The organism is Aeromonas sp. QDB31, from assembly GCF_027707605.1.
Lineage (GTDB): Bacteria > Pseudomonadota > Gammaproteobacteria > Enterobacterales > Aeromonadaceae > Aeromonas > Aeromonas media.
Window position 1 is genome coordinate 304916 of the sequence record NZ_JAPCIX010000003.1, and the last position, 22211, is coordinate 327126.

Genomic DNA, 22211 nt, shown 5'->3' on the forward strand with positions numbered 1-22211 from the left:
GCCATAAATCAAGCTGTTCGGCCAACTATTGAGCATGCAGCTGCTTTTTCAAACAAAGACGTTCACACTCCCGGATCTGCGAGGTTGCCAAGCCGTGGGGGCGACGATAGTCTTGCGCCACTCGACCGAGGAGGGTGGTAATGGACAAGAACAAGCAGAAACATCTCTATGGCTGGTTGCGCAAACAATCGGGCCATGGCCGGCGCTGGATCGGTCTTTCCATCGGTCTCGGCATGGGTCAGGGCATACTGATGGTGATGCAGGCCTGGCTGCTGGCCACCTTGCTCCACGGCTTCATCATCGAAGGCACCACGCCCGAGCAGTCCATTCCCCTCTTTATCGCCCTGCTGCTGGTGACCCTGACCAAGGCTGCACTGGCTTATGGCCGGGAGGTGGCGAGCTTCAGGGCAGGCAGTGCGGTGCGCCAAGCCATCCGCGAGCTGGTGCTCACCCGCCTCGCCCGCCTCGGGCCAGCTTATATCCAGCGCCGCCCCGCCGGCAGCTGGGCCAGCCTGCTGCTCGAGCAGATTGAAGAGATGCAGGAGTTCTTCTCCCGCTATCTGCCCCAGATGGCCATAGCCGTCTTCATTCCCCTGGTGATCCTGGTGGCCGTGTTCCCGGTCAACTGGGCCGCTGGCATCATCTTGCTCGGCACCGCGCCCCTCATCCCACTCTTCATGATCCTGGTGGGCGTCGGCGCCGCCGATGCCAACCGCCGCAACTTCCAGTCCCTGGCGCGGCTCTCCGGCCACTTCCTCGACAGACTCAAGGGCTTGCGTACCCTGCAGCTCTTCATGCGTACCCAGGCGGAGGGTGAAGCCATTCGCGACGCCTCGGAAGATTTTCGGGAGCGAACCATGGAGGTGCTGCGGCTCGCCTTCCTTAGCACGGCCGTGCTGGAGTTCTTCGCCGCCATCGCGGTGGCCCTGGTGGCGGTCTACTTCGGCTTCTCTTACATAGATCACCTCAACTTCGGCAACTATGGCGTCAAGGTAACGCTCTTTACCGGCTTGTTCGTGCTGTTTCTCGCTCCCGAGTTTTACGCGCCGCTGCGGGAACTCGGCGCCCACTACCACGCCAAGGCGCAGGCCATAGGCGCCGCCGAGCAGCTGCTGGAGTTTCTCGAGGCCGAAGTCAGCGAGCCAGCTTCAGGGAGTGCCCCCTTCCAGGCCGATGGCCCCATCAGGGTGGAGGCCCGCGCTCTGGAGGTGCTGAGCGCCGAGGGCAAGGTGCTGGTCGGCCCCATCGATTTCACCCTTGAGGCAGGCACGCGCACTGCCCTGGTCGGGATCAGCGGGGCCGGCAAGAGCTCCCTGGTCAACGCTTTGCTCGGCTTTGCCCCCTATCGCGGTTCGCTCCGTGTCAACGGCCAGGAGCTCACCGAGCTGGACATGAGCCAATGGCGGCTGCAACTGGGCTGGCTCTCCCAGAACCCCCAGCTGTTCCACGCCTCCCTGAGAGACAACCTGCTGCTGGCCAGGACCACGGCCAGCGACGCCGAGCTGGAAGCCGCCCTGGTGCGGGCCCAGGCCTGGGAATTTGCCAGGGAGAAGGGATTCGACTATCCGGTCGGAGATCAGGCCGGGGGTCTCTCCGTCGGTCAGGCCCAGCGCCTCGCCCTGGCCCGCACCCTGCTCAAGTCCACCCAGTTGATGGTACTGGATGAACCCACTGCCAGCCTGGATCGCCACTCCGAACGCGCCATCATGAGCACGCTCGAAGACGCTGCGAAAGGCCAGACCCTGCTGATGATCACCCACCGCCTCGATCAGCTCAGCCAGATGGACAACATACTGGTGCTGCAGCGCGGCCAGCTGGTGGAGCAAGGCCACTTCGCGCAACTCTGCCAGGCACAGGGGCCCTTCGCCCGTCTGCTATCCCAACGTTCAGGGGATTCTCTCGATGACTGATCTACTGCCGTTCCTGCGTCTCTACCGCCAGCACTGGCTCAGCCTCTCCCTCGGCCTGCTGCTGGCCCTGGTCACCCTGGTGGCCGGGATGGGGCTGCTCTCCCTCTCAGGCTGGTTCCTCTCCGCCGCCGCCGTGGCGGGGCTGGCGGTCGCCAGCCGGGACACCTTCAACTACATGACCCCGGCAGGCGGGGTGCGCTTCTTCTCCATAGTGCGCACCGCCAGCCGCTGGGGTGAGCGGGTGGTTAGCCACGACGCCACCTTCCGGGTGCTCACCCGGCTGCGGGTCTGGTTCTGGCAACGGCTCTCCCCCCTCTCCCCCGGCACCCTGGCCGGTTTTCGTCAGGCGGATCTGCTCAACCGTCTGGTGGCCGACATCGACGCCATGGATCACGTCTACCTGCGCCTCGTCACTCCCATAGGGGCGGCCCTGCTCAGCTGCGCCGGGCTGGTGTTCTTCCTCTCCTTCTTCGACAGCCGCCTGGCGTTGACCCTGGGGGCCATACTGCTCTTTGGCATGCTGGCCCTGCCGCTGGTGTTCTATTTCGCCGGCCGGTCGCCCGGTCGTCGACTCATCGCCGAGAAATCCACCATGCGCACCCGCATGGTGGATTACCTGGACGGCCATGCCGAGCTGCAGATGTTCGCCGCCGCCCCCAAGGCGCTGGCCGAGCTGCAACAGGCCGAGCAGGCCCTGATCCAGGCCCAGGCCCGCATGGCCAGGGTGAGCGGCCTCGCCAGCTTCTCGGTCCAGCTGCTCAGCGGCTGGACCCTAACCCTGATGCTGTGGCTGGCCGGTCACGGCGTCGGCGGTGGCACCCCGGATCCCATCACGGCGCTCATGGTGTTCGCCACACTGGCAAGCTTCGAGGCGCTGCAGCCTCTGGCGGGCGCCTTCCAGCACCTCTCCACCAGCCTCACCTCGGCCCGTCGTCTCAACGAGATACTGCAGGAGGCCAAGGCACCAGAGTGGGGAGAGGAGCAAGCGCCTGCGACTCAAGGCGCCTTGCAGATACGGGACCTCCATTTTGCCTATCCCGGCCAGGATGCCCCTGTGCTGCGAGGCTGCACCCTGCAACTGAACCCCGGCGAGAAGCTGGCGCTGCTGGGGCAGACAGGGTGTGGCAAGTCCACCCTGATGGGGCTGCTGACCCGGGAGTGGACGGCACAGAGCGGCGAGATTCTGTTGGATGGCAAGCCGTTGACCCACTACAGCGAAGGGGCGCTGCGCGCCTCCTGCTCAGTGGTGAGCCAGCGGGTGCATCTGTTTGCCGATACCTTGCGCGGCAACCTCAAGCTGGCCGCCCCCGACGCCAGCGACGAGCGGCTGACCGAAGTCCTCACCCAGGTGGGTCTCGCCACCCTGCTGGCAGGTGAAGATGAAGAGGTAGAGAGCGGACTGGACGCCTGGCTCGGGGATGGCGGTCGCCCCCTCTCCGGCGGCGAGCGCCGCCGCATCGGCATCGCCCGCGCCCTGCTGCACGACGCCCCGCTCTGGCTGCTGGATGAGCCGACCGAAGGCCTCGACAGCCAGACCGAGCGGGAGATCATGGCCCTGCTGCTCAAGCTGGGGGCAAGGCGCTCCCTGCTGCTCATCTCCCACCGCCTGCTGGGGCTGGAGCAGATGGACAGGGTGGCCCTGATGGAAGAGGGCAAGATCCGCCTCTGCGCCCCGCACCAGGAGTTACTGGAAGATGACTACTACCGCAGCCTGCACCAGCGGCTGGCTCCCGCCTGATGAAAGCCAATGAACAAGGGGCAGGGATCTGCCCCTTGTCTTGTTAATAGTGCCAAGATCCCCGTCACAGCTCGCCTCCCGGGCGAAAAATGGGGCTGGTCGCAGGCAGCGACTGACCCCTATAATGGCTCCCTCACTGTTCAACAAGACCTCGACATGAAACGCCTGATCCTGATGATGCCCCTGATTGCCTCCGGTTGTGCCGACTTCGCCTTCAACAGCAATCTGGACAAGGAAAACTTCGACGAGTATTTCAAGCCGGGCGGCGTCCGGATCTATGAGCAGAACCAGCTCGCCGACCTCAATTACCTCTACCTCGGCACCGTCGAGGGTGAGTCCTGCCAGGCCGATGCCAATCAGGCGGTGCCCAATGCCGGCGAAGCCCGCACCCTGGCCCGCCGCCGCGTGGCCGACATGGGCGGCAACGGCGTCAGCTTCGACAAGTGCGCCGAGTTCAGCGATGTGCCGGGCTGCCTGAAGCAGGTGATCTGCTACGGTCAGGCGCTGAAAGTGGCCGAAGAGAAGTAAGGTCTCGGCATGGCCCTCGCCATCGTCCGCCTCGGCAGCCCCCGTCTCCCCGATGAGGGACTGCGCATCGGCACAGTACGCCGCCCGCCTCGCGGCGTGCCCAAGAGCGATTTTGCCAGCCAGGATTGGTACGACGTCTGGTTCCCCAACCTGGCCCCCAGCGCCGAGACCATGAAGCTCGGTCAGGCCGCCGAGACCCCGGCCCAGTGGGCCGCCTTCTGCAAGCAGTACAAGGCCGAGATGGCAAGCCCAGCTGCCCGCCACGATCTGGCGCTGCTGGCAGCCCTCTCCCACACCACTAACCTGTCAGTGGGCTGCTACTGCGAGCAGGAGTTCCGCTGTCATCGCGCCATCCTGCGCGAGCTGCTGATCGCCGCCGGCGCCGCCATGCGCACCGAGTAGCGGCGCTCACACCAGACAGAAAAGGGCATCTCTCGATGCCCTTTTGCTTTGCTGCGGCACTTGCCGGCCACGCTACCGGACAAGCTGACGCAGCCGCGTCTCCTGCTCGGCTGTGATGCCGGCGGCCACCGCAGCGTCCGGCGCGCCGGCCAGCCACTCGGCCACATCCGCCACCGTCTCCTCCAGCGGCCGAAAGTTGAGGCCCTGCACGATGGCCGCCTCGGCGCTGATGCGGCCATAGCCGGCATGCTCGGGCTGCTCATTGGGCAACAGGGTCGGATAGCTCTGCCAGGGCTCCACCCCGGTGGCCAGCAGAGCGGGCCAGGGCGCCCATTCGGGCACGATGGGAGTGGCGGGGGCCAGCCTGGCCGCCAGACGCTCCACCCAGTCCACCAAAGCGATGCCGGGCTTGACGAGGTTGAAGCAACCCTCCAGCCGCTGCTCGGCGGCCCGCAGCACGAACTCGGCGCAGTCGCGCACATCCAGGTATTGCAGCCTGTCCTGCCCCTCCCCCGGCAGCAGCCAGGATCCGCCTTGCTGCACCCGTTGCACCCACCAGGCCAGACGGCCGGTCGGGTCGAAGGGGCCGCACAGCACGCCGGGGCGCAGTATGCAGAGCCGCTCCCCCCAGCGGGTCCGATACTCGGCCTCGCACAAGACCTTGAGCGGACCGTAGCCGCTGGCTGACTCGCCGGGAGCCACCTCGTGCAGCGGCGCCGACTCGTCCATCTCGGGCCGGGCGAAGTCCCGATAGACGCTGATGGTGGAGATGAAGATGAGGCGCTCACAACGCCCGAGCAGGGCCGTCGATAGGCTGGCCGCCTGCGCTGGGTCATAGCAGCAGGTGTCTATGGTCAGATCCCAGTGCAGTCCCTCCCCCAGCAAGGGATCCAGGCTCTGATCCCTGTCCCCCTGCAGTTGAGTCAGCTCGCGCCAGTCAGGGTGCTGGCGGTGACCCCGATTGTACAGCGTCACCTCATGACCCCAATCCAGGGCCAGCGAGGTGAGGTGGCGGCCCAAAAAACCGGTGCCGCCGATAATCAGCAGTTTCATCCCTGTCTCTCCTGTGCGCCGCGGTGCCATGACCCCGGCCAATCCCCGTTCTTCCCCCACCCTACGCAAGTTGACGCCAGGGCACAGCCTCGGATGCCGCGCTCTGCGACCGGGATCACAGGCGGCCACGACTGTGGCGACGCCTGCGTTTTCGGTCCGCCTGTGCTACATTGCCGGGGTTTTCAGCCAGGATCCGCCATGAAGTTCGATATAGACACACTCGGGATCATCCGCTCTCCCTACAAGGAGAAGTTCGCCATCCCCCGCCAGCCAGGCCTGGTCAAATCGGCCCGCGCCCGCCTGGAGCTGCTGCCTCCCTACGATCAGCCGGACGTGCTGCGCGGCATAGAGCAGTTTTCCCACCTCTGGCTCAGCTTCGTGTTTCACCAGACCATGGCCCAGGGCTGGCACCCGACGGTGCGTCCACCGCGCCTTGGCGGCAACGAGCGGGTCGGGGTCTTTGCCACCCGCTCCACCTTCCGCCCCAACCCGCTCGGCCTCTCCGTGGTCGAGTTGCACGGGGTGGGCCGTGAGCGTGGCAAGCTGTGGCTCGACCTCGGCGCCGTGGATCTGCTGGACGGCACCCCTGTGGTCGACATCAAGCCCTACATTCCCTATGCCGACAGCCTGCCCCACGCCCGGGGCGGCTTCGCCCCCGAGGCCCCAACCCCGCCATTGATGGTGAGCTTCACCCCCGAGGCGGAGCTGCAGCTCATGCCCTGGCTCAAGGCCCACCCCGAGCTGCGCCAGCTGGTGAGCGAGGTGCTGGCCCAGGATCCCCGTCCCGCCTACAAGAAGGGCAAGCCGGACGACAAGGAGTACGGCGTCAGATTGTTCGATGTAAACGTTCGATTTCAGATAAAAGAACCTGAATGCCTGGTGTCGGCCATAGAGCCCGCCTGATCTTCACCGGCCCCGGCCAATAAAAAAACCACCCGCTCGGGTGGTTTTTTGCTGCCACCGCCGGATGGCGGTACTCAGAGGCGTTGCAACAACAGGCTGCCGATGGAATAACCAGCGCCGAAGGAGCAGAGCACACCACGGGCCCCGCTAGGCAGGTCCTGGTTGAACAGGTGGAAGGCGATGATGGAGCCCGCCGAGCTGGTGTTGCCATAGCTGTCGAGGATCACCGGCGCCTCCTGCTGGCTGGCGTCGTGGCCCAGCAGCTTGCGGCCGATGAACTGGTTCATGGTGAGGTTGGCCTGATGGAGCCAGAGGCGGTTCAGCTCCCCCGCCTGCCAGCCCTGCTCCCCCAGCTGTTCCTCTATCTGTGTGCACACCAGAGGCAGCACCTCCTTGAACACCTTGCGCCCCTGCTGGCGGAACAGCTTGTCATCTCCGTAGCGGGTGCGCGGACTGAATCGGTTCAGGAAGCCGAAGTTGTTGCGGATGTTGTTGGAGTACTGGGTCACCAGCTTGCTCGCCACCAGTTGCCAGGGGTTGGCCACCTTGCAATCGGCCTCCCGCTCCAGCAGCACGGCGGTGCAGGCGTCGCCAAAGATGAAGTGGCTGTCCCTGTCGCGGAAATTGAGGTGCCCCGAGCAGATCTCGGGATTCACCACCAGGGCCAGTCTGGCGGTGCCGGCCGCCAGCAGATCCGCCGCCGTCTTGATGCCGAAGGTGGCGGAGGAGCAGGCCACGTTCATGTCAAAGGCCATGCCGCTCGCCCCCAGATAGTGCTGCAGCTCGATGGCCAGCGCCGGGTAGGGGCGCGGCATGTTGGAGGCCGCGACTATGACCAGATCTATCTCCCCCGGCTCGCGACCGGCGGCGATCAGTGCCTGTTCGGCGGCGGCCACCGCCATCTCCACCATGATGGAGGGCTGGTCATCGGGGCGCTCCGCCAGCAGGGGCTGCATGATGTCCGGATCCAGCACCCCCTCCCTGCTCACCAGATAGCGGCTCTTGATACCGGACGCCTTCTCGATGAACTCGCAGCTCGAATGCTGCTTGGCGGGCAGTTGGCCCGCATCGATGGCGGAGGCGTTCTCCTCGTTGTAGAGATCCACATACTGGTTGAAGGCCGCCACCAGCTCTTCATTGCTGACGGCAAAGGGCGGGGTATAGAGGCCTGAGCCACTGATTACGATAGAGGTCATCTTTGCTCCTGGCCGGGTGCAATCCCGGCTTGTCTGTTTTTTAGGGTTCAGAGATTCATAGCTGGTCGATAGCCGCAGCCAGACCCGCCAGGGTCAGCGGGTGCATGCGCCCGCCGATCAATTCGTTCATCAACTTGATGGAGGGGTGCCAGAGCCACTCCTGCCTGGGCAGCGGATTGATCCACACCATCTTGGGGAAATGTTGTTGCAGGCGCCCGAGCCACACCTGGCCGGACTCCTCGTTCCACTGCTCCACACTGCCACCGGGCCAGGTGATCTCGTAGGGACCCATCTTGGCGTCACCCACCAGGATCACCCGATAGTCGCTGCCGTAGGTGCGCAGCAGCCGCAAGGTATCAAAACGCTCCTCGGCCCGGCGGGCGTTGTCCTGCCAGACGAAGTCGTAGAGACAGTTGTGAAAATAGAAGTACTCCAGATGCTTGAACTCGTGGCGCAGCGCCGAGAAGAGCCTCTGCACCTCGGCCACGTGGGCATCCATAGACCCCCCAACATCGAAGAACACCAGCAGCTTGACCCCGTTGTGGCGCTCGGGTCTGAGCTTCACATCGAGCCAGCCCTGGCGGGCCGTGCTGCTGATGGTGTCGTCGAGATCCAGCTCCGAGGGATTGCCCTTGCGCACCCAACGCCTGAGCTTGCGCAGCGCCAGCTGGATGGCGCGCTGGCCGAGCGGCGAGTCGTCGCTGAAGTTGCGATAGTGGCGCGCCTCCCACACCTTGGTTGCCTTGCCATGCTGGCCTTCTCCCCCCATGCGGATCCCCTCGGGGTGGAAGCCGCCATGGCCGAACGGACTGCTGCCACCGGTACCTACCCACTTGTTGCCGCCGGCGTGGCGCGACTTTTGTTCGCGCAGGCGCTGGTTGAGGGTGTCGAGCAACTTGTCGAGCCCGCCGAGGGATCTGAGCAAGGCTTTCTCCTCAGGGCTCAATAGCCGCTCGAACTCCTGGCGCAACCAGTCGTCCGGCAGCGTCTCGGGCAGCAAGGGGATGGCCTCCAGCCCCTGGTAGTACTCGGCGAAGGCGCGATCGAAGCGATCATAGTGAGCCTCGTCTTTCACCAGCAGGCTGCGGGACAAGCGATAGAAGTCGTCCATGTCCACGCTGGCGAGTCCGGCCGCCAGGGCCCCATGGAGATCCAGCAACTCGCGCAGACTGCAGGGCAGCTTGTGACGGCGCAGGTGAAGGAAGAAGTCGATGAGCATTCAGCCGCCACGACGCGCCAGGAAGACGAGCTTCTCGAAGAGGTGCAAGTCCTGCTCCGTCTTGAGCAGGGCGCCATAGAGAGCGGGCACCAGCTTGCCAGGCTCCCGGCTGCGCAGCGCCTCGGGGGCTATGTCATCGGCCAGCAGCAGGCGGATCCAGTCCAGCAGCTCGGAGGTGGAGGGCTTCTTGCGCAGCCCCTCCACATTACGCAGCTCGAAGAAGAGATCCATCGCCTCGCCGAGCAGGCTCTCCATGAGGTTGGGATGGTGCAGCTGGACGATGGCCTGCATCTCTGCCTTGTCGGGGAAGCGGATGTAATGGAAAAAACAGCGGCGCAGGAAGGCGTCCGGCAGCTCTTTCTCATTGTTGGAGGTGATGATGACCACGGGGCGCTGGCGCGCCTTGATGCGCTCGCCGGTTTCGTAGACATCAAACTCCATCCGATCCAGCTCCAGCAACAGATCGTTGGGAAACTCGATGTCCGCCTTGTCGATTTCGTCGATGAGCAGCACCGGCCTCTGCGAGGCAGCGAAGGCCTGCCACAGCTTGCCCTGGCGAATGTAGTGGCTTATGTCCCCGACCCGCGGATCCCCGAGCTGGGAGTCCCGCAGCCGGGCCACCGCATCGTATTCATAGAGCCCCTGCTGGGCCTTGGTGGTGGACTTGATATGCCAGCTGATGAGGTCGGCACCGAGCGACTCGGCAACCGCCTCGGCCAGCACCGTCTTGCCGGTGCCCGGCTCACCTTTGATCAGCAGCGGCTTCTCCAGCACGATGGCGGCATTGACGGCCATACTCAGTGACTTTGATGCGAGATAGCGATCGCTTCCTGCAAATCCCATGAGATCCATTCCTTTGGTCGCAGGAGAACCCAGGGGCCCTTCGGCGAGAGAGAATAAGTTCTATATGTTGTAATAACATATTGTTATAACGATTCGTCACTTCTCATTCAGAAACCACAGGGTAATCTTGTTTCATCGCCTTAACAAACACAGGGATAGCACCATGAGCAAAATTTTTGAGGACAACAGCCAGACCATAGGCAACACCCCGCTGGTTCGTCTCAACCGTGTTACCAAGGGCCGCGTGCTGGCCAAGATCGAGAGCCGCAACCCGAGCTTCAGCGTCAAGTGCCGGATCGGCGCCAACCTGATCTGGGATGCCGAGAAACGCGGCGTGCTGACCAAGGGCAAGGAGATCATCGAGCCTACCAGCGGTAACACGGGCATTGCCCTGGCGTTCGTGGCTGCGGCCCGTGGCTATCCCATCACCCTGACCATGCCGGCCACCATGAGCCTGGAGCGCCGCAAGCTGCTCAAGGCGCTTGGCGCCAACCTGGTGCTGACCGAAGGCCCGCTGGGCATGAAGGGCGCCATTGCCAAGGCCAACGAGATCCTCGAATCCGAGCCGGGCAAGTATGTGCTGCTGCAGCAGTTCGAAAACCCCGCCAACCCCGAGATCCACGAGCAGACCACTGGCCCCGAGATCTGGGATGCCACCGACGGTGACGTGGATGTGTTTGTGGCAGGCGTCGGCACCGGCGGCACCATCACTGGTGTCTCCCGCTACATCAAGCAGACCAAGGGCAAGGCCATCGTCTCCGTGGCGGTCGAACCCAGCGAATCCCCCGTCATCAGCCAGAAACTGGCGGGCGAAGAGATAAAGCCCGGTCCCCACAAGATCCAGGGCATAGGCGCGGGCTTCATTCCAGGCAACCTGGACCTGACCCTGCTGGACCGCGTCGAGCAGGTGAGCAGCGAGGAGTCCATCGAGATGGCTCGCCGCCTGATGGAAGAGGAAGGCATTCTGGCGGGGATCAGCTCCGGCGCCGCCGTGGTCGCTGCCGCCCGTCTGGCCGAGCTGCCGGAGTTCGAAGGGAAAACGATTGTCGTCATCCTGCCGAGTGCTGCCGAGCGTTATCTCTCCAGTGCCCTCTTCGCCGGCGTGTTCAGCGAACAGGAACTGCAACAGTAATTGATCGCATTACACCAAAACAACGGCGCCTCTGGGGGCGCCGTTTTCATTATGCGCTAAACTCAGTAGCCATCAGTGTCAGTCGACCCCTTATTTTTTGGGGTAAAATAACAAACTTGGGTGTGACAAAAAAAGCAGACATTCTGTGATAAATCTCATATCCTGTGCGGCGTCACGAGGTGTTTACCGGCTAGGTATCACAAGGTAACAAAGTGTTATTTTTCGTTATAAATTAATTTCAGGCCAGACCTGACGCGGCTTGTAGCCCGATGACGAAAAAGACTTAGCCAGGGCGCCGAATACTGCACAGAAAATTGACCTGGATTAAACCATTGCAGGTCTGATTTCGTTACTTTACAACATATCCATACTGACACGGTGAGACAGGAAGCCTCATTAGCGACCATCTCTCCACACAATATCAATAATATGGGGTGAAACCATGTACGAGAAGTCTGTTGTTATTACTGCTGAAAACGGCCTGCACACCCGTCCCGCAGCTCAGTTCGTGAAAGAAGCCAAAGAATTCCAAAGCGAGATCACTGTGGTCTCCGGTGGCAAATCCGCCAGCGCCAAGAGCCTGTTCAAGCTGCAGACCCTGGGCCTGACCAAAGGCACCAACGTGACCATCCAGGCCGACGGCCCGGACGCTCAGAAAGCCGTTGAGAAGCTGGTTGCCCTGATGGACGAGCTGGAGTAATCCAGCTTTACTCCTCCCCCACAGTCGTTTTAATAGGAAGGATTATGATATCTGGCATTCTTGCGTCCCCCGGTATCGCATTCGGTAAGGCGCTTCTTCTGAAAGAAGATGAAATCGTTATCAATCAGGGCAAGATTTCTGCCGACCAGATTGACGCCGAGATCAACCGCTTCCTCGAAGCCCGCACCAAGTCAGCCGCACAGCTGGAAGCCATCAAAGAGATGGCCGGTCGTACCTTCGGTGAAGAAAAAGAGGCCATCTTCGAAGGCCACATCATGCTGCTCGAAGATGAGGAGCTGGAAGGGGATATCAGATCCTTCATCAAAGACAACAAGGCGTCCGCCGACAAAGCCATCTATGAAGTGATCGAACAGTACGCCAAGATGATGGCCGAGCTGGACGACCCCTATCTGCGTGAGCGCGCCACCGACTTCCGTGACATCGGAACCCGTCTGGTGAAGAACGTGCTGGGCATCGCCGTTGTCAACCTGAGCACCATAGACGAAGAGGTCATTCTGGTCGCCAAAGACCTGACCCCGTCCGAAACCGCTCAGATCAACCTGAAATATGTGCTGGGCTTCGTCACCGACATCGGTGGCCGCACCTCTCACACTTCCATCATGGCCCGCTCCCTGGAGCTGCCGGCCATCGTGGGCACCAACGACATCACCGCGCGCGTCAACAATGGCGAGATGCTGATACTGGATGGCATCAACAACCAGATCATCATCAACCCGACCGCCGAACAGCTGGCTGAAGCCAAGAAATTCCAGGCCCAGTTCCAGGCCGAGAAGGACGAACTGGCCAAGCTGAAAGACCTGCCCGCCATCACCCTGGATGGTCATCAGGTCGAAGTCTGCGCCAACATAGGTACCGTCAAGGATACCGAGGGTGCCATCCGCAATGGCGCCGAAGGCGTGGGTCTGTACCGTACCGAGTTCCTGTTCATGGACCGCGATGCGCTGCCGACCGAAGACGAGCAGTTCAAGGCCTACAAAGAAGTGGCCGAGGCCATGCCGGATCAGCCGATCATCGTCCGTACCATGGACATCGGCGGCGACAAAGAACTGCCCTACATGAATTTCCCGAAAGAGATGAACCCCTTCCTGGGCTGGCGTGCCGTGCGTATTTTCTTCGATCGTGAAGACATCATGCACGCCCAGCTGAAGGCCATCCTGCGCGCCTCTGCCTTCGGCAAGCTGCGCATCATGTTCCCGATGATCATCTCCGTCGAAGAGTTCCGCAGCCTCAAGGCCACCGTAGAGCAGCTGAAGGCTGAACTGCGTGCCGACGGCAAAGCCTTTGATGAATCCATCGAAGTGGGTATCATGATCGAAACCCCGGCTGCTGCCGTGATGGCTCATCATCTTGCCAAGGAAGTGGATTTCTTCAGTATCGGTACCAACGACCTGACCCAGTACACCCTGGCCGTCGATCGTGGTAACGAGATGATTTCCGCCATGTACAACCCGCTGTCACCCTCCGTCCTGACCCTGATCAAGATGGTAATCGACGCTTCCCATGACAATGGCAAGTGGACCGGTATGTGCGGTGAACTGGCTGGTGACGAACGCGCCACCCTGCTGCTGCTGGGTATGGGTCTGGATGAGTTCTCCATGAGCGCCATCTCTGTACCGCGTATCAAGAAGCTTATCCGCAACACCAACTTCGAAGATGTGAAGGCAATGGCAGACCAAGCACTGAGCTATGCGACCGCCGCCGAAATCGAAGCCTGTGTAGATAACTTTATTAAGCAGAAGGCAGTCTGCTAAGATCGGCTGCAAACAGCGACAATCATCTCTAGGAGCTTTTACTATGGGTCTGTTTGATAAACTGAAGAAACTGGTTTCCGATGACAGTTCTGACACCGGCGGCATCGAAATTTTTGCACCGCTGTCTGGCGAAATCGTGCCCATCGAAGATGTGCCTGACGTTGTCTTCGCCGAGAAGATCGTCGGTGACGGCATCGCCATCAAGCCGGCTGGCAACAAGATGGTTGCCCCGTGCGACGGCACCATCGGCAAGATCTTCGAGACCAACCACGCGTTCTCTCTGGAATCCGACTCTGGTATCGAGCTGTTCGTTCACTTCGGTATCGACACCGTCGAGCTGAAAGGCGAAGGCTTCACCCGCATCGCCCAGGAAGGTCAGAAGGTCAAGCGCGGTGATACCATCATCGAGTTCGATCTGGCCGTACTGGAAGCGAAGGCGAAGTCTACCCTGACTCCGGTCGTCATCTCCAACATGGACGAGATCAAAGAGCTGATCAAGATGACTGGCGCCGTGACCGTGGGCGAGACCCCGGTTATCCGCATCAAGAAATAATGCTCCGCTGGCTGGTGCCAGCTGCTGCAACAAAAAACCGAAGCCATGTGCTTCGGTTTTTTTATGGGCAACACCTTAGGTCCGCCTGCTCTCAACCATCAGGGGCTAGCTAGTTCCCTGACCGGGCAAGGGCACTCCGATGCAAAAGCGCGGTCGAGATCAAGGCATTGCCCGACAAGCCTTGTAGCATGGGTGTGGAAACCACGGGATCCCGGCGCCATGCGTGACGGGATGGACCAGGGCGATGGAATGCGCCCTCCGGAAGGAGATAAAGATGCTGAAGAATACGGAACAACGTTATGGCAGCCTGAGCATAGGGTTGCACTGGCTAACCCTGCTGCTGATAGTGGCCGTTTATGGGCTGATGGAGTTCAGGGATATTTTTCCCAAGGGCTCGGCCGGACGCGACCTGATGAAGGAGTTTCACTTCATGGTGGGCTTGCTGATCCTGGCGCTGGTAGTGGTGCGGCTGCTGGTGCGCTTTGGCAGCCCCTCACCGCGCATCCTGCCCGCCCCTTCACCGCTGATGCTCAAGCTCGGCCACCTCGCCCATCTGGCCCTCTATGGCTTCCTGATACTCACCCCGCTGCTGGGGTGGCTGCTGCTGAGCGCGGGTGGAAAGCCCATCCCCTTCTTCGGATTTGAGTTGCCCGCGCTGATAGGACCGGATGATGGCCTGAAAGGGACCATCAAGGATCTGCACGAGACGCTGGCAAATCTGGGTTATGCCCTGATTGCCCTGCACGCAGGGGCCGCCCTCTATCACCACCACGTGCTCAAGGACAGCACCCTGACCAATATGCTGCCCGAGCGCAAATAACCGGCGACGGGTTGCACACCAACAAAAAGGCCCCTTTGACAGGGGCCTTTTGTCATGGACGCACATCATCCTCAGGGCAGCACCACCCGGCTTTCGCCGCCGCCGAGGGCCTCGACCCTTATTTGCACGCCGATCCGCTCCACCAGGGTCTGAACGTGGGAGATGACCCCGATCTGGCGGCCCGCCGCCTGCAGGGAGTCCAGGCTGGAGAGCGCCAGATCCAGGCTGTCAGGATCCAGGGTGCCAAACCCCTCGTCAATGAACAGCGACTCGACCTGGGTCTGGCGCGACGACAGGCTGGAGAGCGCCAGCGCCAGGGCCAGCGACACCAGGAAGCTCTCGCCGCCGGAGAGGGAGTCCACAGACCGCACCTCGTCCCCCATGTCGAGATCCACCACCTGCAGCGCCAGATCCGTGCCGGGCACCCGCTCCAGCCGATAACGCGGCGACAGCTCGCCAAGCTGGGCGTTGGCCTCCAACAATAGACGTTCGAGCGTGAGGCTCTGGGCGAAGGTGCGCAGCTTGGCGCCGCTGGCGGAGCCGATAAGCTCGGACAGTTGCAGCCAGTGATCCGTCACCGCCTGCTGGGCCGCCAAATCCTCCTGCAGGCTCCCCGCCTTCAGCGCCGCCGCCTCGGCCTGGGCCAGCGTGCTCTTGCACTGGAACAGCTGCTCTTCCAGCTCGCGGCAGCGAGCCTCGCAGGCGCCCAGACGCTCGGCAAGGGCCTCGGCCGTGAGGGCGGTCAGTTCCCCATGATGCTCCCGATAGCGCGCCAGCTTGGCCTCCTCCTGGGCCAGCGCCCGCTGACGCTCGGCCAACCGGGTGCGGGCCTCGGCCAGGGCATCATCCAGGCGCTGCAAGGCGCTGCGGCGAGCCCTGAGCTCATCCGGCGTGATGGCCAGCAGCCGACGCAGATCATATTCGGCGATGCCGAGAGTGCCAGCATGGGCCGCCCAGCGCCCCAGCGCCTCGCGGCGACGACGGCTGCTCACCTGCCTGTCCTGCTCGAGATGGGCTAGCCTCGCCTTGAGCTCGGTCTGCTTCTCCCGGGCGACCCGCAGTGCCGTCACCGCCTCCTCGAGCTGACTGGCCGCCAGTTGCAATCGCTGCTGCCACTCCTGCTCGATCAGGGTGATGGCGCGGCCCCCGAGGCAGGCCTCCCGGCTGGCGAGCAACCCCTGACGCTGCTGCTCCGCCTCCTTGTAGTCGCGCTCCAGCTTGTGCAGCAGCTCGTTCTGGCTTTGCAGCCGCGCCTCCTGGGCACTCAAGACCGGGGTCAGAGTGGCCAGCTCGCCGCCAAGCTGCTCCCACTCATTCTGTCCGTGCAGATACTCCTCGCAGGTCTGCTGCCACACCAGCCATTGCTGGCTACCAAGCCACTGGCGCCAGGGCTCGGCCCCCATTTGTTGATCGAGACGGGCCTCACCCTGTGCCAGGCGCTGACGCAAGGATGCCTCCTGTTCGGCCAGTGCCTTCAGCTCGGCCTCCCACTCAACCTTCTGCCGCTCCGCCTCCTGCCATTGCTGCTCAAACTGCTGATGGCGGGCGGTCAGCTGGCTCAGCTGCTGGCGCACGGCTTGCAACTGCTGCTGGCCGAACTGGGCCTCACGCAGTTGCTGCTGGCTCTGGGCCAGCCCATGCTCCAGAGTCTGGCCACGGCCAAGCAGGGTACTCATCAGCTCGCTCCACTTGGTCAGGGAATCGGCTTGATTCTGATTCAGTGGCAACGGATGACCCAGCAACTTGGCACCGCCGAGCTGCTGCCAACGCAAGGTCAGTTGTTCGGCGCGGGCATCCAGCTCCGGCAGATGCTGGCGGCGCGCCGCCAGCTGGCGTGCCAGCTCCTGGCGTTCGCTCTCGCACTGGATGTATTGATGATTGAGTCGCTCCCACTCGAGCTCGAGACTGCGGGATCGATCCGCCAGCTGACCCAGAATGCCCGCCACCTGCGGCTGGCTCTGACTGTAGGGGTGCTCCTCGGCGCCGCAGAGGGGACAAGGTTCACCATCGTTCAGGATGTGGCGATACTGCTCGAAACTGGCGATGGCACGAGACTGCTCCAGCGCGTGGCGCGCCTCGTCTCGCTGCAGGGCGAGCCGCTCTCGGGCCGGCGCCAGCTCGCCGCCGAGCGTGGTCAGCCGGCTCAGGGCCTGCTCCAGCTGGGCGATCTCCTGCTGCAAACGGCCATGCTGCTCGCCGTGATTGCGACCATAATCAGCCAGCTCCAGCAACTGATGCAGCTGGCCCAGCTGTTCGGTCTGCTGCTGCCACTGCTCCTGCGCCTTGGCAACGCGGATCTCCCACTGCTGCTCCTGCAACTCGTGCTGCTGTTGCTGCAATCGCGCCTGCTCCTGCTGCCAGTCGTCGCGCTCCTGCTGTCCCTGCGCCAGCCGGCTGGCGAGATCCCGCAGGGCATGGTCCTTGTGCTCGCGGCTTTGCAACACGCGCTGTAGCAGCTCCCTGTCCGCCGCCCAGTCCTGGATGGTTGCCAGCAAAGGCTGCCACTGGCGCGCCAGCGGGGCCAGGGCCTTGCGCTCCTCGAGCCACAGAGCCCACTGCTGACGGCGCACCGTCAGGGCCTCGACCCGGCTCGCCTGCTGATGCCACTCCTGCTGCAGTTCCAGTTGCAGGGCGCGTGCCTGGGTCCCCTGCTGCCGGGTCTCCTGCAACTGCTGGCTCTTCTCCTTGAGCCGGGTATCGAGCTCCTGCGCCCGCTTGAGCTCGGGTTGCAGGGCGCCCCACTCCCGCTCTGCGGCAATCTTGTCGGCCAGCAGCTGCTGTTCGCGCAGCGCGGCCTGCTGCAACACGGGTTCAACCTGCTCCAGCTGGGGCGCAAGTTGGCCTATCTGCTGCTCCTGCTGCTGCACCTCCAGGGTGAGGCGGGCAAGTTCGTCGTGATCGGCGCGGGCCACCTGGGCCTGCTCGGCGCGGGCAAACTCTTCCCGCCCGGGCGCCGCCTCGCCATGGGCTGCCTCGGCGGCGATCAGCGCCTCCTGCCCCTCCCGGCAGGCCTGCAACTGGGCGGCAATCCGTCCGTTGAGATCCCGCAAGTCCTGCAACAGCTGACGCTGCTGCTGCTCGTGCTTGAGGCTGGTGGAGAGACTCAGCTGCTGGGCGACCCAGTGCTCGCGCGTTTCGTCGTCCATCAGGGCCACGTCACCGAGCCGCTGCTGTATGGTTGCCAGCGCCTGCTGCTCGGCCCGTGCCCGCTCATGGGTCTGGATGGAGATGGCGGAGTAGAGCTCGGTGCCCGTCATCCGCTCGAGCAGGGCGGAGCGCTCATCGGCGCTCGACTTGAGGAAGGCGGCGAACTCCCCTTGGGGCAGGATGACGGCGCGGCGGAACTGCTCCCAGGAGAGGCCCACCAGCTCGTCGATGCGATCCTGCAGCTCCCGCTTGCTGCCGGAGAAGACCTGCCCCGACTCGACGTCGGTCAGGCTGCGCTCCTGAGCCTGGAAGCGCCCCTCCGAGCGATTGCGGGCACGGCGTACCGCCCAGCGCGCAAGCCAGATGCGGCCGTCGCAGCCGCGGAACTTCACCTCGGCACAGCCGCTGGCGTGGCCGCGGCTCAAGATGCCGCGCACGTCGTTGGCCTTGAGCTTCTCCTCGTCATCCGCCCTGCCCACTTCGGCCACGTGCTTGCGATTGGCGATGAAGCGCGGCATCTCGTCATAGAGGGCGAGGCAGATGGCGTCGAGCAAGGTGCTCTTGCCCGCGCCTGTATTACCGGTGATGGCAAAGAGCCCGGCAGCCCCCAAAGCGCCACCGGCGAAGTCGATGGTGAAAGCCCCGGTCAGGCTGGCCAGGTTTTCCCCTGCAAGAGACAAGATTTTCATGGGTTGGATTCCTTCACCTGCTCCAGGATCTCTTCAAACGACGCCACCAACTCGGCCGCCGGCTCCCCGTCGAACTGCCGCTGATAGCAGAGGCGAAACACCTCTGTGGGAGCGAGTTCATCCAGCCTGCGCCGTTCGCGGCCATCGGCCAGCCCCTCTCCCGAGCCCTGATACTGGGTGCTGATACGGGCGAGGCGCACCGGCTTGCCCGCCATGGCCGCCAGAATGCGCTCGCGGATGCGCGCCTCGGGTTTGGGTAGCAGCAGCCGCACCTCGAGGAAGGGCTGCGCCTCCTGAGGGCAGTCAGGCAGGGAGAGCGCCTCTATGGCTTTCAGCGCCTCCTCGAGTGTGCCCTGGGGCAGGCGGATCATCTCCACCGCTCGGGGCACGGGGATCCGCTCCAGCCCCGCCAGCTTGCCCCCCTCAAACCTGACCTCCAGCACCTGGTGGTTGTAGTTGGCCTCGGCGAGGGAGAGCGGCAGCGGCGAGCCGCTGTAGTGCACCCCCTCGGCCGGGCTCTGGGCCAGATGGAGGTGGCCAAGGGCCGTGTAGTCGGCGGCGGCGAAGATGTCGGCAGGCAGGGCATGCTGATTGCCCCCCAGCACCCGCCGCTCGGAGAGCTCGGATAGCTGGCCCGCCGCCAGGTAGGCGTGGCCCATGGCGATGAGCGCCTGGCCGGGCTCGCAGCGCGTGCGGCCTTGCGCCAGCACGTCCTGGTAGATCTGGCGAACCCCCTCGATCAGCCGATCCTGCCCCTCTTCGAGCGGCTCCACCCGCAGATCGCTGCTGCGAAGAAAAGGCACGGCAGCGCACCAGGCGGCGACCTTGCCCTCCTTGTCTTGCAACGGCACCAGCAGGCGATCGGTCTCGAGCTTGCCCTCCCCGTCCCGGCTGATGCTGCCCACCAGATGCAGGTCGAAGGCCCGCAGCAGCTCGTGGGGGGCGTCCAGCTTGGAGGGGGAGTCGTGGTTGCCGCCGATCAGCACCATGTTGAGGTGAGGCATCTCGGCGCGCAGCCTGGCCAGAAAACGATAGAGCTGCTGCCAGGCGCTGGCTGGCGGATTGGCGGTATCGAACAGATCCCCTGCTACCAGCAGGGCGTCGATCTGCCGCGTCTTGATGGTGTTGGTCAGCCAGTCGAGAAAGGCATCGTGTTCGAAGCGGCGCTCATGGCCATGGAGTTGATGGCCAAGGTGCCAGTCGGCTGTGTGCAGGATCTTCATGAAAAACGGCTCGAAAGATAAGAGGGGAGGTGCCAGTGGTACCCGATGAGGACAAGATGAGGATACGCCCCTCTTTTTTCAAGCAAAACAGGCCGCTGACGTCAGATTCAGACGGGCTGGCAATGCATCTCATACTGGGGATGGCCGGTCAGGGGATCCGATACTTCATTCCCGATCCTGAATCCGTGGCGGCGATAGAAGCGCACCGCCGGCTCGTTTTCCACGAAGACCCGGGTATGGAGCGCCCCCCCCTGCTGCTTGGCTTCCTGCAGCAGGGCATGGCCGACCCCGCGCCCCTGACGGTCGGGTCGCACGAACAGAGCAGCCAGATAGTCATCCACCAGCGCCATGAAACCGAGCAGCTCGCCGCGCTCCTCGAACACCCAGATGCGGGCGTGATCGAGGTAGCGGGTACGCAGCTCCTCCTGAGCCTGCCACCAGCAGGAAGCGTCAACGAAATCATGGGCCTGCAAGGATGCCAGCAGCCAGATCTCGACGATCTCTTCCATGTCTTCCGGCCGGCTCGCTCTCAACATATTCGCATCCTTGTTAACAATCTGAACACCCGCAGTCTAGGGGAGTTCGATGACGAGACGGGCGGTCAAGATGAGGCCATGTGAAGTCGATCGCCCTTTATTTAGCGAGAATGATTGGCTGATCACAAAGCGCCTCTCTAGTACAATGCCCGCCGGACAATCTATGAGACCGAGGACGCCATGTGGTTTAAAAACCTGCAGATTTATCGCTTTACCCGCCCCTTTGACCTGACCGTGGATCAGCTGGAAACCCAGCTCGAGGCCTGTGCCTTCACCCCGTGCGGCAGTCAGGACATCTCCCGGTTCGGGTGGGTCAAGCCCCTCGGTAAATTCGGCTCCACCCTGACCCATTCAGCCTCTGGCCATATCCTGCTCTGCGCCCGCAAGGAAGAGAAGATGCTGCCGGGCACCGTGGTCAAGGAGATGCTGGCGGAGAAGGTGGAAGCGATCGAATTCGAGCAGGGCCGCGCCCTCAAGAAGAAGGAGAAGGAGGCGCTGAAGGAGGAGATCATGCATACCCTGCTGCCCCGCGCCTTCAGCCGCACCAGCCAGACCTTCGCCTGGATAAGTCCCGCCGACAACCTGATGGTGGTGGACGCAGGCTCCGCCAAGAAGGCGGACGATCTGCTGGCGCTGCTGCGCAAGAGCATCGGCACCCTGCCCGTGGTGCCGGTGGCCCTCAAGAACCCGCCAGAGATCACCATGACCGAGTGGCTGAACGAGGGTAATCTGCCCGCCAGCTTCACCCTGGAAGACGAGGCCGAGCTGCGCAGTGCCATGGAGCACGGCGGCATCATCCGCTGCAAGCAGCAGGATCTGATGAGCGACGAGATCAAGAATCACCTGGCCAACGACAAGCTGGTGACCAAGCTGGCCCTGAACTGGGGCGAGACCCTGAGCTTCGTGCTGGGGGACGATCTCTCCATCAAGCGCCTCAAGTTCAGCGAGGAGCTGCGCGAGCAGAACGATGACGTGACCAGCGAGGATCCCGCCGCCCGCCTGGATGCGGACTTCGCCCTGGTGACCGCCGAGCTGGCCCAGTTCATCCCGGCGCTGTTTGCCGCCCTGGGTGGCGAAGAGCAGTCCCTCTGAGTTGTCCCCTGCCTGTAAAAAAACCGCCTGATGGCGGTTTTTTTTATTCCGGGCGGCCCCGCCGACGCGCAGGAGCACCTGCCTCAGAGCGCGCCGCGGGCCTGCAGCAGCCGGTGCAGCCGCTCGGCCAGGGCGCCATATCCCTGCGCGTTCAAGTGCACGGCGTCGGACTTGAGCCCGGGAGTGCGCAGCAACTCGCCAAGGCTGTCGTTGTCCAGCACCAGTCCGTACTGCTCTGCCAGCTCCCCGTAAAGGGGGGCGCCGTCGGCAAACAGGGACTTGCGAGGCACGGCCACCAGCAGCACCTGGGCACCGCTGCCCTGTACCGCCTCTATCATGGCGGCGAGATTGGCCTTGAGCACCCCTTCCCCGCTGCCGCGCAGTATGTCATTCCCCCCTTCCAGCAAGATGACCAGGGCGGGCCTGTGTTCGGCCAGCAAGCCGGGCAGGCGGGCCCGCCCGGCCCGGCTCAACTCCCCCGAGACTCCGCCATTGATGACGGGGTGACCGCTCAGGCTCGCCAATACGCTGGGGTAACTCTGGGCCGGGCTAACCCCACGCCCCTCGGTCAGGCTGTCTCCAAATGCCAATATGGTCTCCCCCGCCGCCAGGGGTCTGAACCCTGGCTCCCCGCAGGCGGCCAGCAGCAGGCAGATCAGCCCCGTCACGCAACGCCTCACCAGACTCTCCTTGTGCATCCTGAGCCCCTCCTTGATATTTTTGTAACCACATGAGTATAAAGACAATCTTTCAAT

The 22211-nt window shown here is 63.3% G+C and carries 19 protein-coding genes; 11 read left to right on the top strand and 8 right to left on the bottom strand.

What is annotated here, in order from left to right; translation table 11 throughout:
- Positions 1-140: 140 nt before the first annotated feature.
- The 4 genes from cydD to PG898_RS05155 all read left to right on the top strand — a co-directional run bounded on the left by cydD (position 141) and on the right by PG898_RS05155 (position 4578).
- Positions 141-1910, top strand: a complete 1770-nt coding sequence (gene cydD, locus PG898_RS05140) for a heme ABC transporter permease/ATP-binding protein CydD (protein ID WP_171269255.1) — start codon at positions 141-143, stop codon at positions 1908-1910.
- Positions 1903-3648, top strand: a complete 1746-nt coding sequence (gene cydC, locus PG898_RS05145) for a heme ABC transporter ATP-binding protein/permease CydC (RefSeq protein ID WP_171269256.1) — start codon at positions 1903-1905, stop codon at positions 3646-3648. The genes cydD and cydC overlap by 8 nt, the downstream gene beginning before the upstream one ends.
- 156 nt (positions 3649-3804) lie before the next feature.
- Positions 3805-4176: an Rcs stress response system protein RcsF gene (gene rcsF, locus PG898_RS05150; protein WP_005325859.1), complete on the top strand. Its 372-nt coding sequence runs from the start codon at positions 3805-3807 to the stop codon at positions 4174-4176.
- A gap of 9 nt (positions 4177-4185) precedes the next feature.
- Complete coding sequence (locus PG898_RS05155) at positions 4186-4578, top strand: DUF488 domain-containing protein (protein ID WP_171269257.1); 393 nt, start codon at positions 4186-4188, stop codon at positions 4576-4578.
- A 72-nt stretch (positions 4579-4650) separates the two neighbouring features.
- Here PG898_RS05155 and PG898_RS05160 read toward each other — a convergent pair whose 3' ends face one another.
- On the bottom strand, positions 4651-5631 hold the full coding sequence (locus PG898_RS05160; RefSeq protein WP_171269258.1) for an NAD-dependent epimerase/dehydratase family protein: 981 nt from the start codon (positions 5629-5631) through the stop codon (positions 4651-4653).
- 198 nt (positions 5632-5829) lie between these two features.
- On the opposite strand from PG898_RS05160, the gene tsaA reads away from it, so the two are divergent.
- Complete coding sequence (gene tsaA, locus PG898_RS05165) at positions 5830-6534, top strand: tRNA (N6-threonylcarbamoyladenosine(37)-N6)-methyltransferase TrmO (protein ID WP_171269259.1); 705 nt, start codon at positions 5830-5832, stop codon at positions 6532-6534.
- Between the two features lie 74 nt (positions 6535-6608).
- On the opposite strand, the gene PG898_RS05170 is transcribed toward tsaA, so the two are convergent.
- From PG898_RS05170 to PG898_RS05180, 3 genes are read right to left on the bottom strand one after another with little or no spacing between them, the layout of a single operon-like run.
- The gene (locus PG898_RS05170) at positions 6609-7730 is read right to left on the bottom strand and encodes a beta-ketoacyl-ACP synthase III (RefSeq protein WP_171269260.1); all 1122 of its coding nucleotides are present in this window, start codon (positions 7728-7730) and stop codon (positions 6609-6611) included.
- 55 nt (positions 7731-7785) lie between these two features.
- Entirely contained in the window at positions 7786-8949 is a 1164-nt protein-coding gene (locus tag PG898_RS05175) for a vWA domain-containing protein (protein WP_270824349.1), read from the bottom strand.
- Entirely contained in the window at positions 8950-9792 is an 843-nt protein-coding gene (locus tag PG898_RS05180) for an AAA family ATPase (protein WP_270824348.1), read from the bottom strand.
- A 163-nt stretch (positions 9793-9955) separates the two neighbouring features.
- Between PG898_RS05180 and cysK the strand changes: the two genes are divergently transcribed.
- The 5 genes from cysK to PG898_RS05205 all read left to right on the top strand — a co-directional run bounded on the left by cysK (position 9956) and on the right by PG898_RS05205 (position 14769).
- Positions 9956-10924 (top strand): cysteine synthase A, encoded by a 969-nt coding sequence (gene cysK / locus PG898_RS05185; protein WP_041206184.1) that lies wholly within the window; start codon positions 9956-9958, stop codon positions 10922-10924.
- Between the two features lie 442 nt (positions 10925-11366).
- Complete coding sequence (locus PG898_RS05190; protein WP_005303128.1) at positions 11367-11624, top strand: HPr family phosphocarrier protein; 258 nt, start codon at positions 11367-11369, stop codon at positions 11622-11624.
- A gap of 44 nt (positions 11625-11668) precedes the next feature.
- Positions 11669-13396, top strand: coding sequence for a phosphoenolpyruvate-protein phosphotransferase PtsI (gene ptsI / locus PG898_RS05195; protein WP_005325873.1), 1728 nt, complete (start codon positions 11669-11671; stop codon positions 13394-13396).
- A gap of 43 nt (positions 13397-13439) precedes the next feature.
- Complete coding sequence (gene crr / locus PG898_RS05200) at positions 13440-13949, top strand: PTS glucose transporter subunit IIA (RefSeq protein WP_005325875.1); 510 nt, start codon at positions 13440-13442, stop codon at positions 13947-13949.
- 274 nt (positions 13950-14223) lie between these two features.
- On the top strand, positions 14224-14769 hold the full coding sequence (locus PG898_RS05205; protein ID WP_182785953.1) for a cytochrome b: 546 nt from the start codon (positions 14224-14226) through the stop codon (positions 14767-14769).
- 71 nt (positions 14770-14840) lie between these two features.
- On the opposite strand, the gene PG898_RS05210 is transcribed toward PG898_RS05205, so the two are convergent.
- The 3 genes from PG898_RS05210 to PG898_RS05220 all read right to left on the bottom strand — a co-directional run bounded on the left by PG898_RS05210 (position 14841) and on the right by PG898_RS05220 (position 20364).
- A complete protein-coding gene (locus PG898_RS05210; RefSeq protein ID WP_270824347.1) occupies positions 14841-18605 on the bottom strand; it encodes an AAA family ATPase in 3765 nt (1254 codons plus the stop codon).
- Positions 18602-19828 carry an exonuclease SbcCD subunit D C-terminal domain-containing protein gene (locus PG898_RS05215; protein ID WP_005331884.1) on the bottom strand — a complete coding sequence of 409 codons (1227 nt, stop codon included), beginning with the start codon at positions 19826-19828 and terminating at the stop codon, positions 18602-18604. Before PG898_RS05215 ends, PG898_RS05210 begins: the two co-directional genes overlap by 4 nt.
- Positions 19829-19935: 107 nt before the next feature.
- Complete coding sequence (locus PG898_RS05220; RefSeq protein ID WP_005331882.1) at positions 19936-20364, bottom strand: GNAT family N-acetyltransferase; 429 nt, start codon at positions 20362-20364, stop codon at positions 19936-19938.
- A 180-nt stretch (positions 20365-20544) separates the two neighbouring features.
- Between PG898_RS05220 and rdgC the strand changes: the two genes are divergently transcribed.
- Positions 20545-21456, top strand: a complete 912-nt coding sequence (rdgC, locus tag PG898_RS05225) for a recombination-associated protein RdgC (protein WP_005331880.1) — start codon at positions 20545-20547, stop codon at positions 21454-21456.
- Between the two features lie 83 nt (positions 21457-21539).
- On the opposite strand, the gene PG898_RS05230 is transcribed toward rdgC, so the two are convergent.
- Positions 21540-22154, bottom strand: a complete 615-nt coding sequence (locus tag PG898_RS05230; RefSeq protein ID WP_005331877.1) for an arylesterase — start codon at positions 22152-22154, stop codon at positions 21540-21542.
- Positions 22155-22211: the final 57 nt, after the last annotated feature.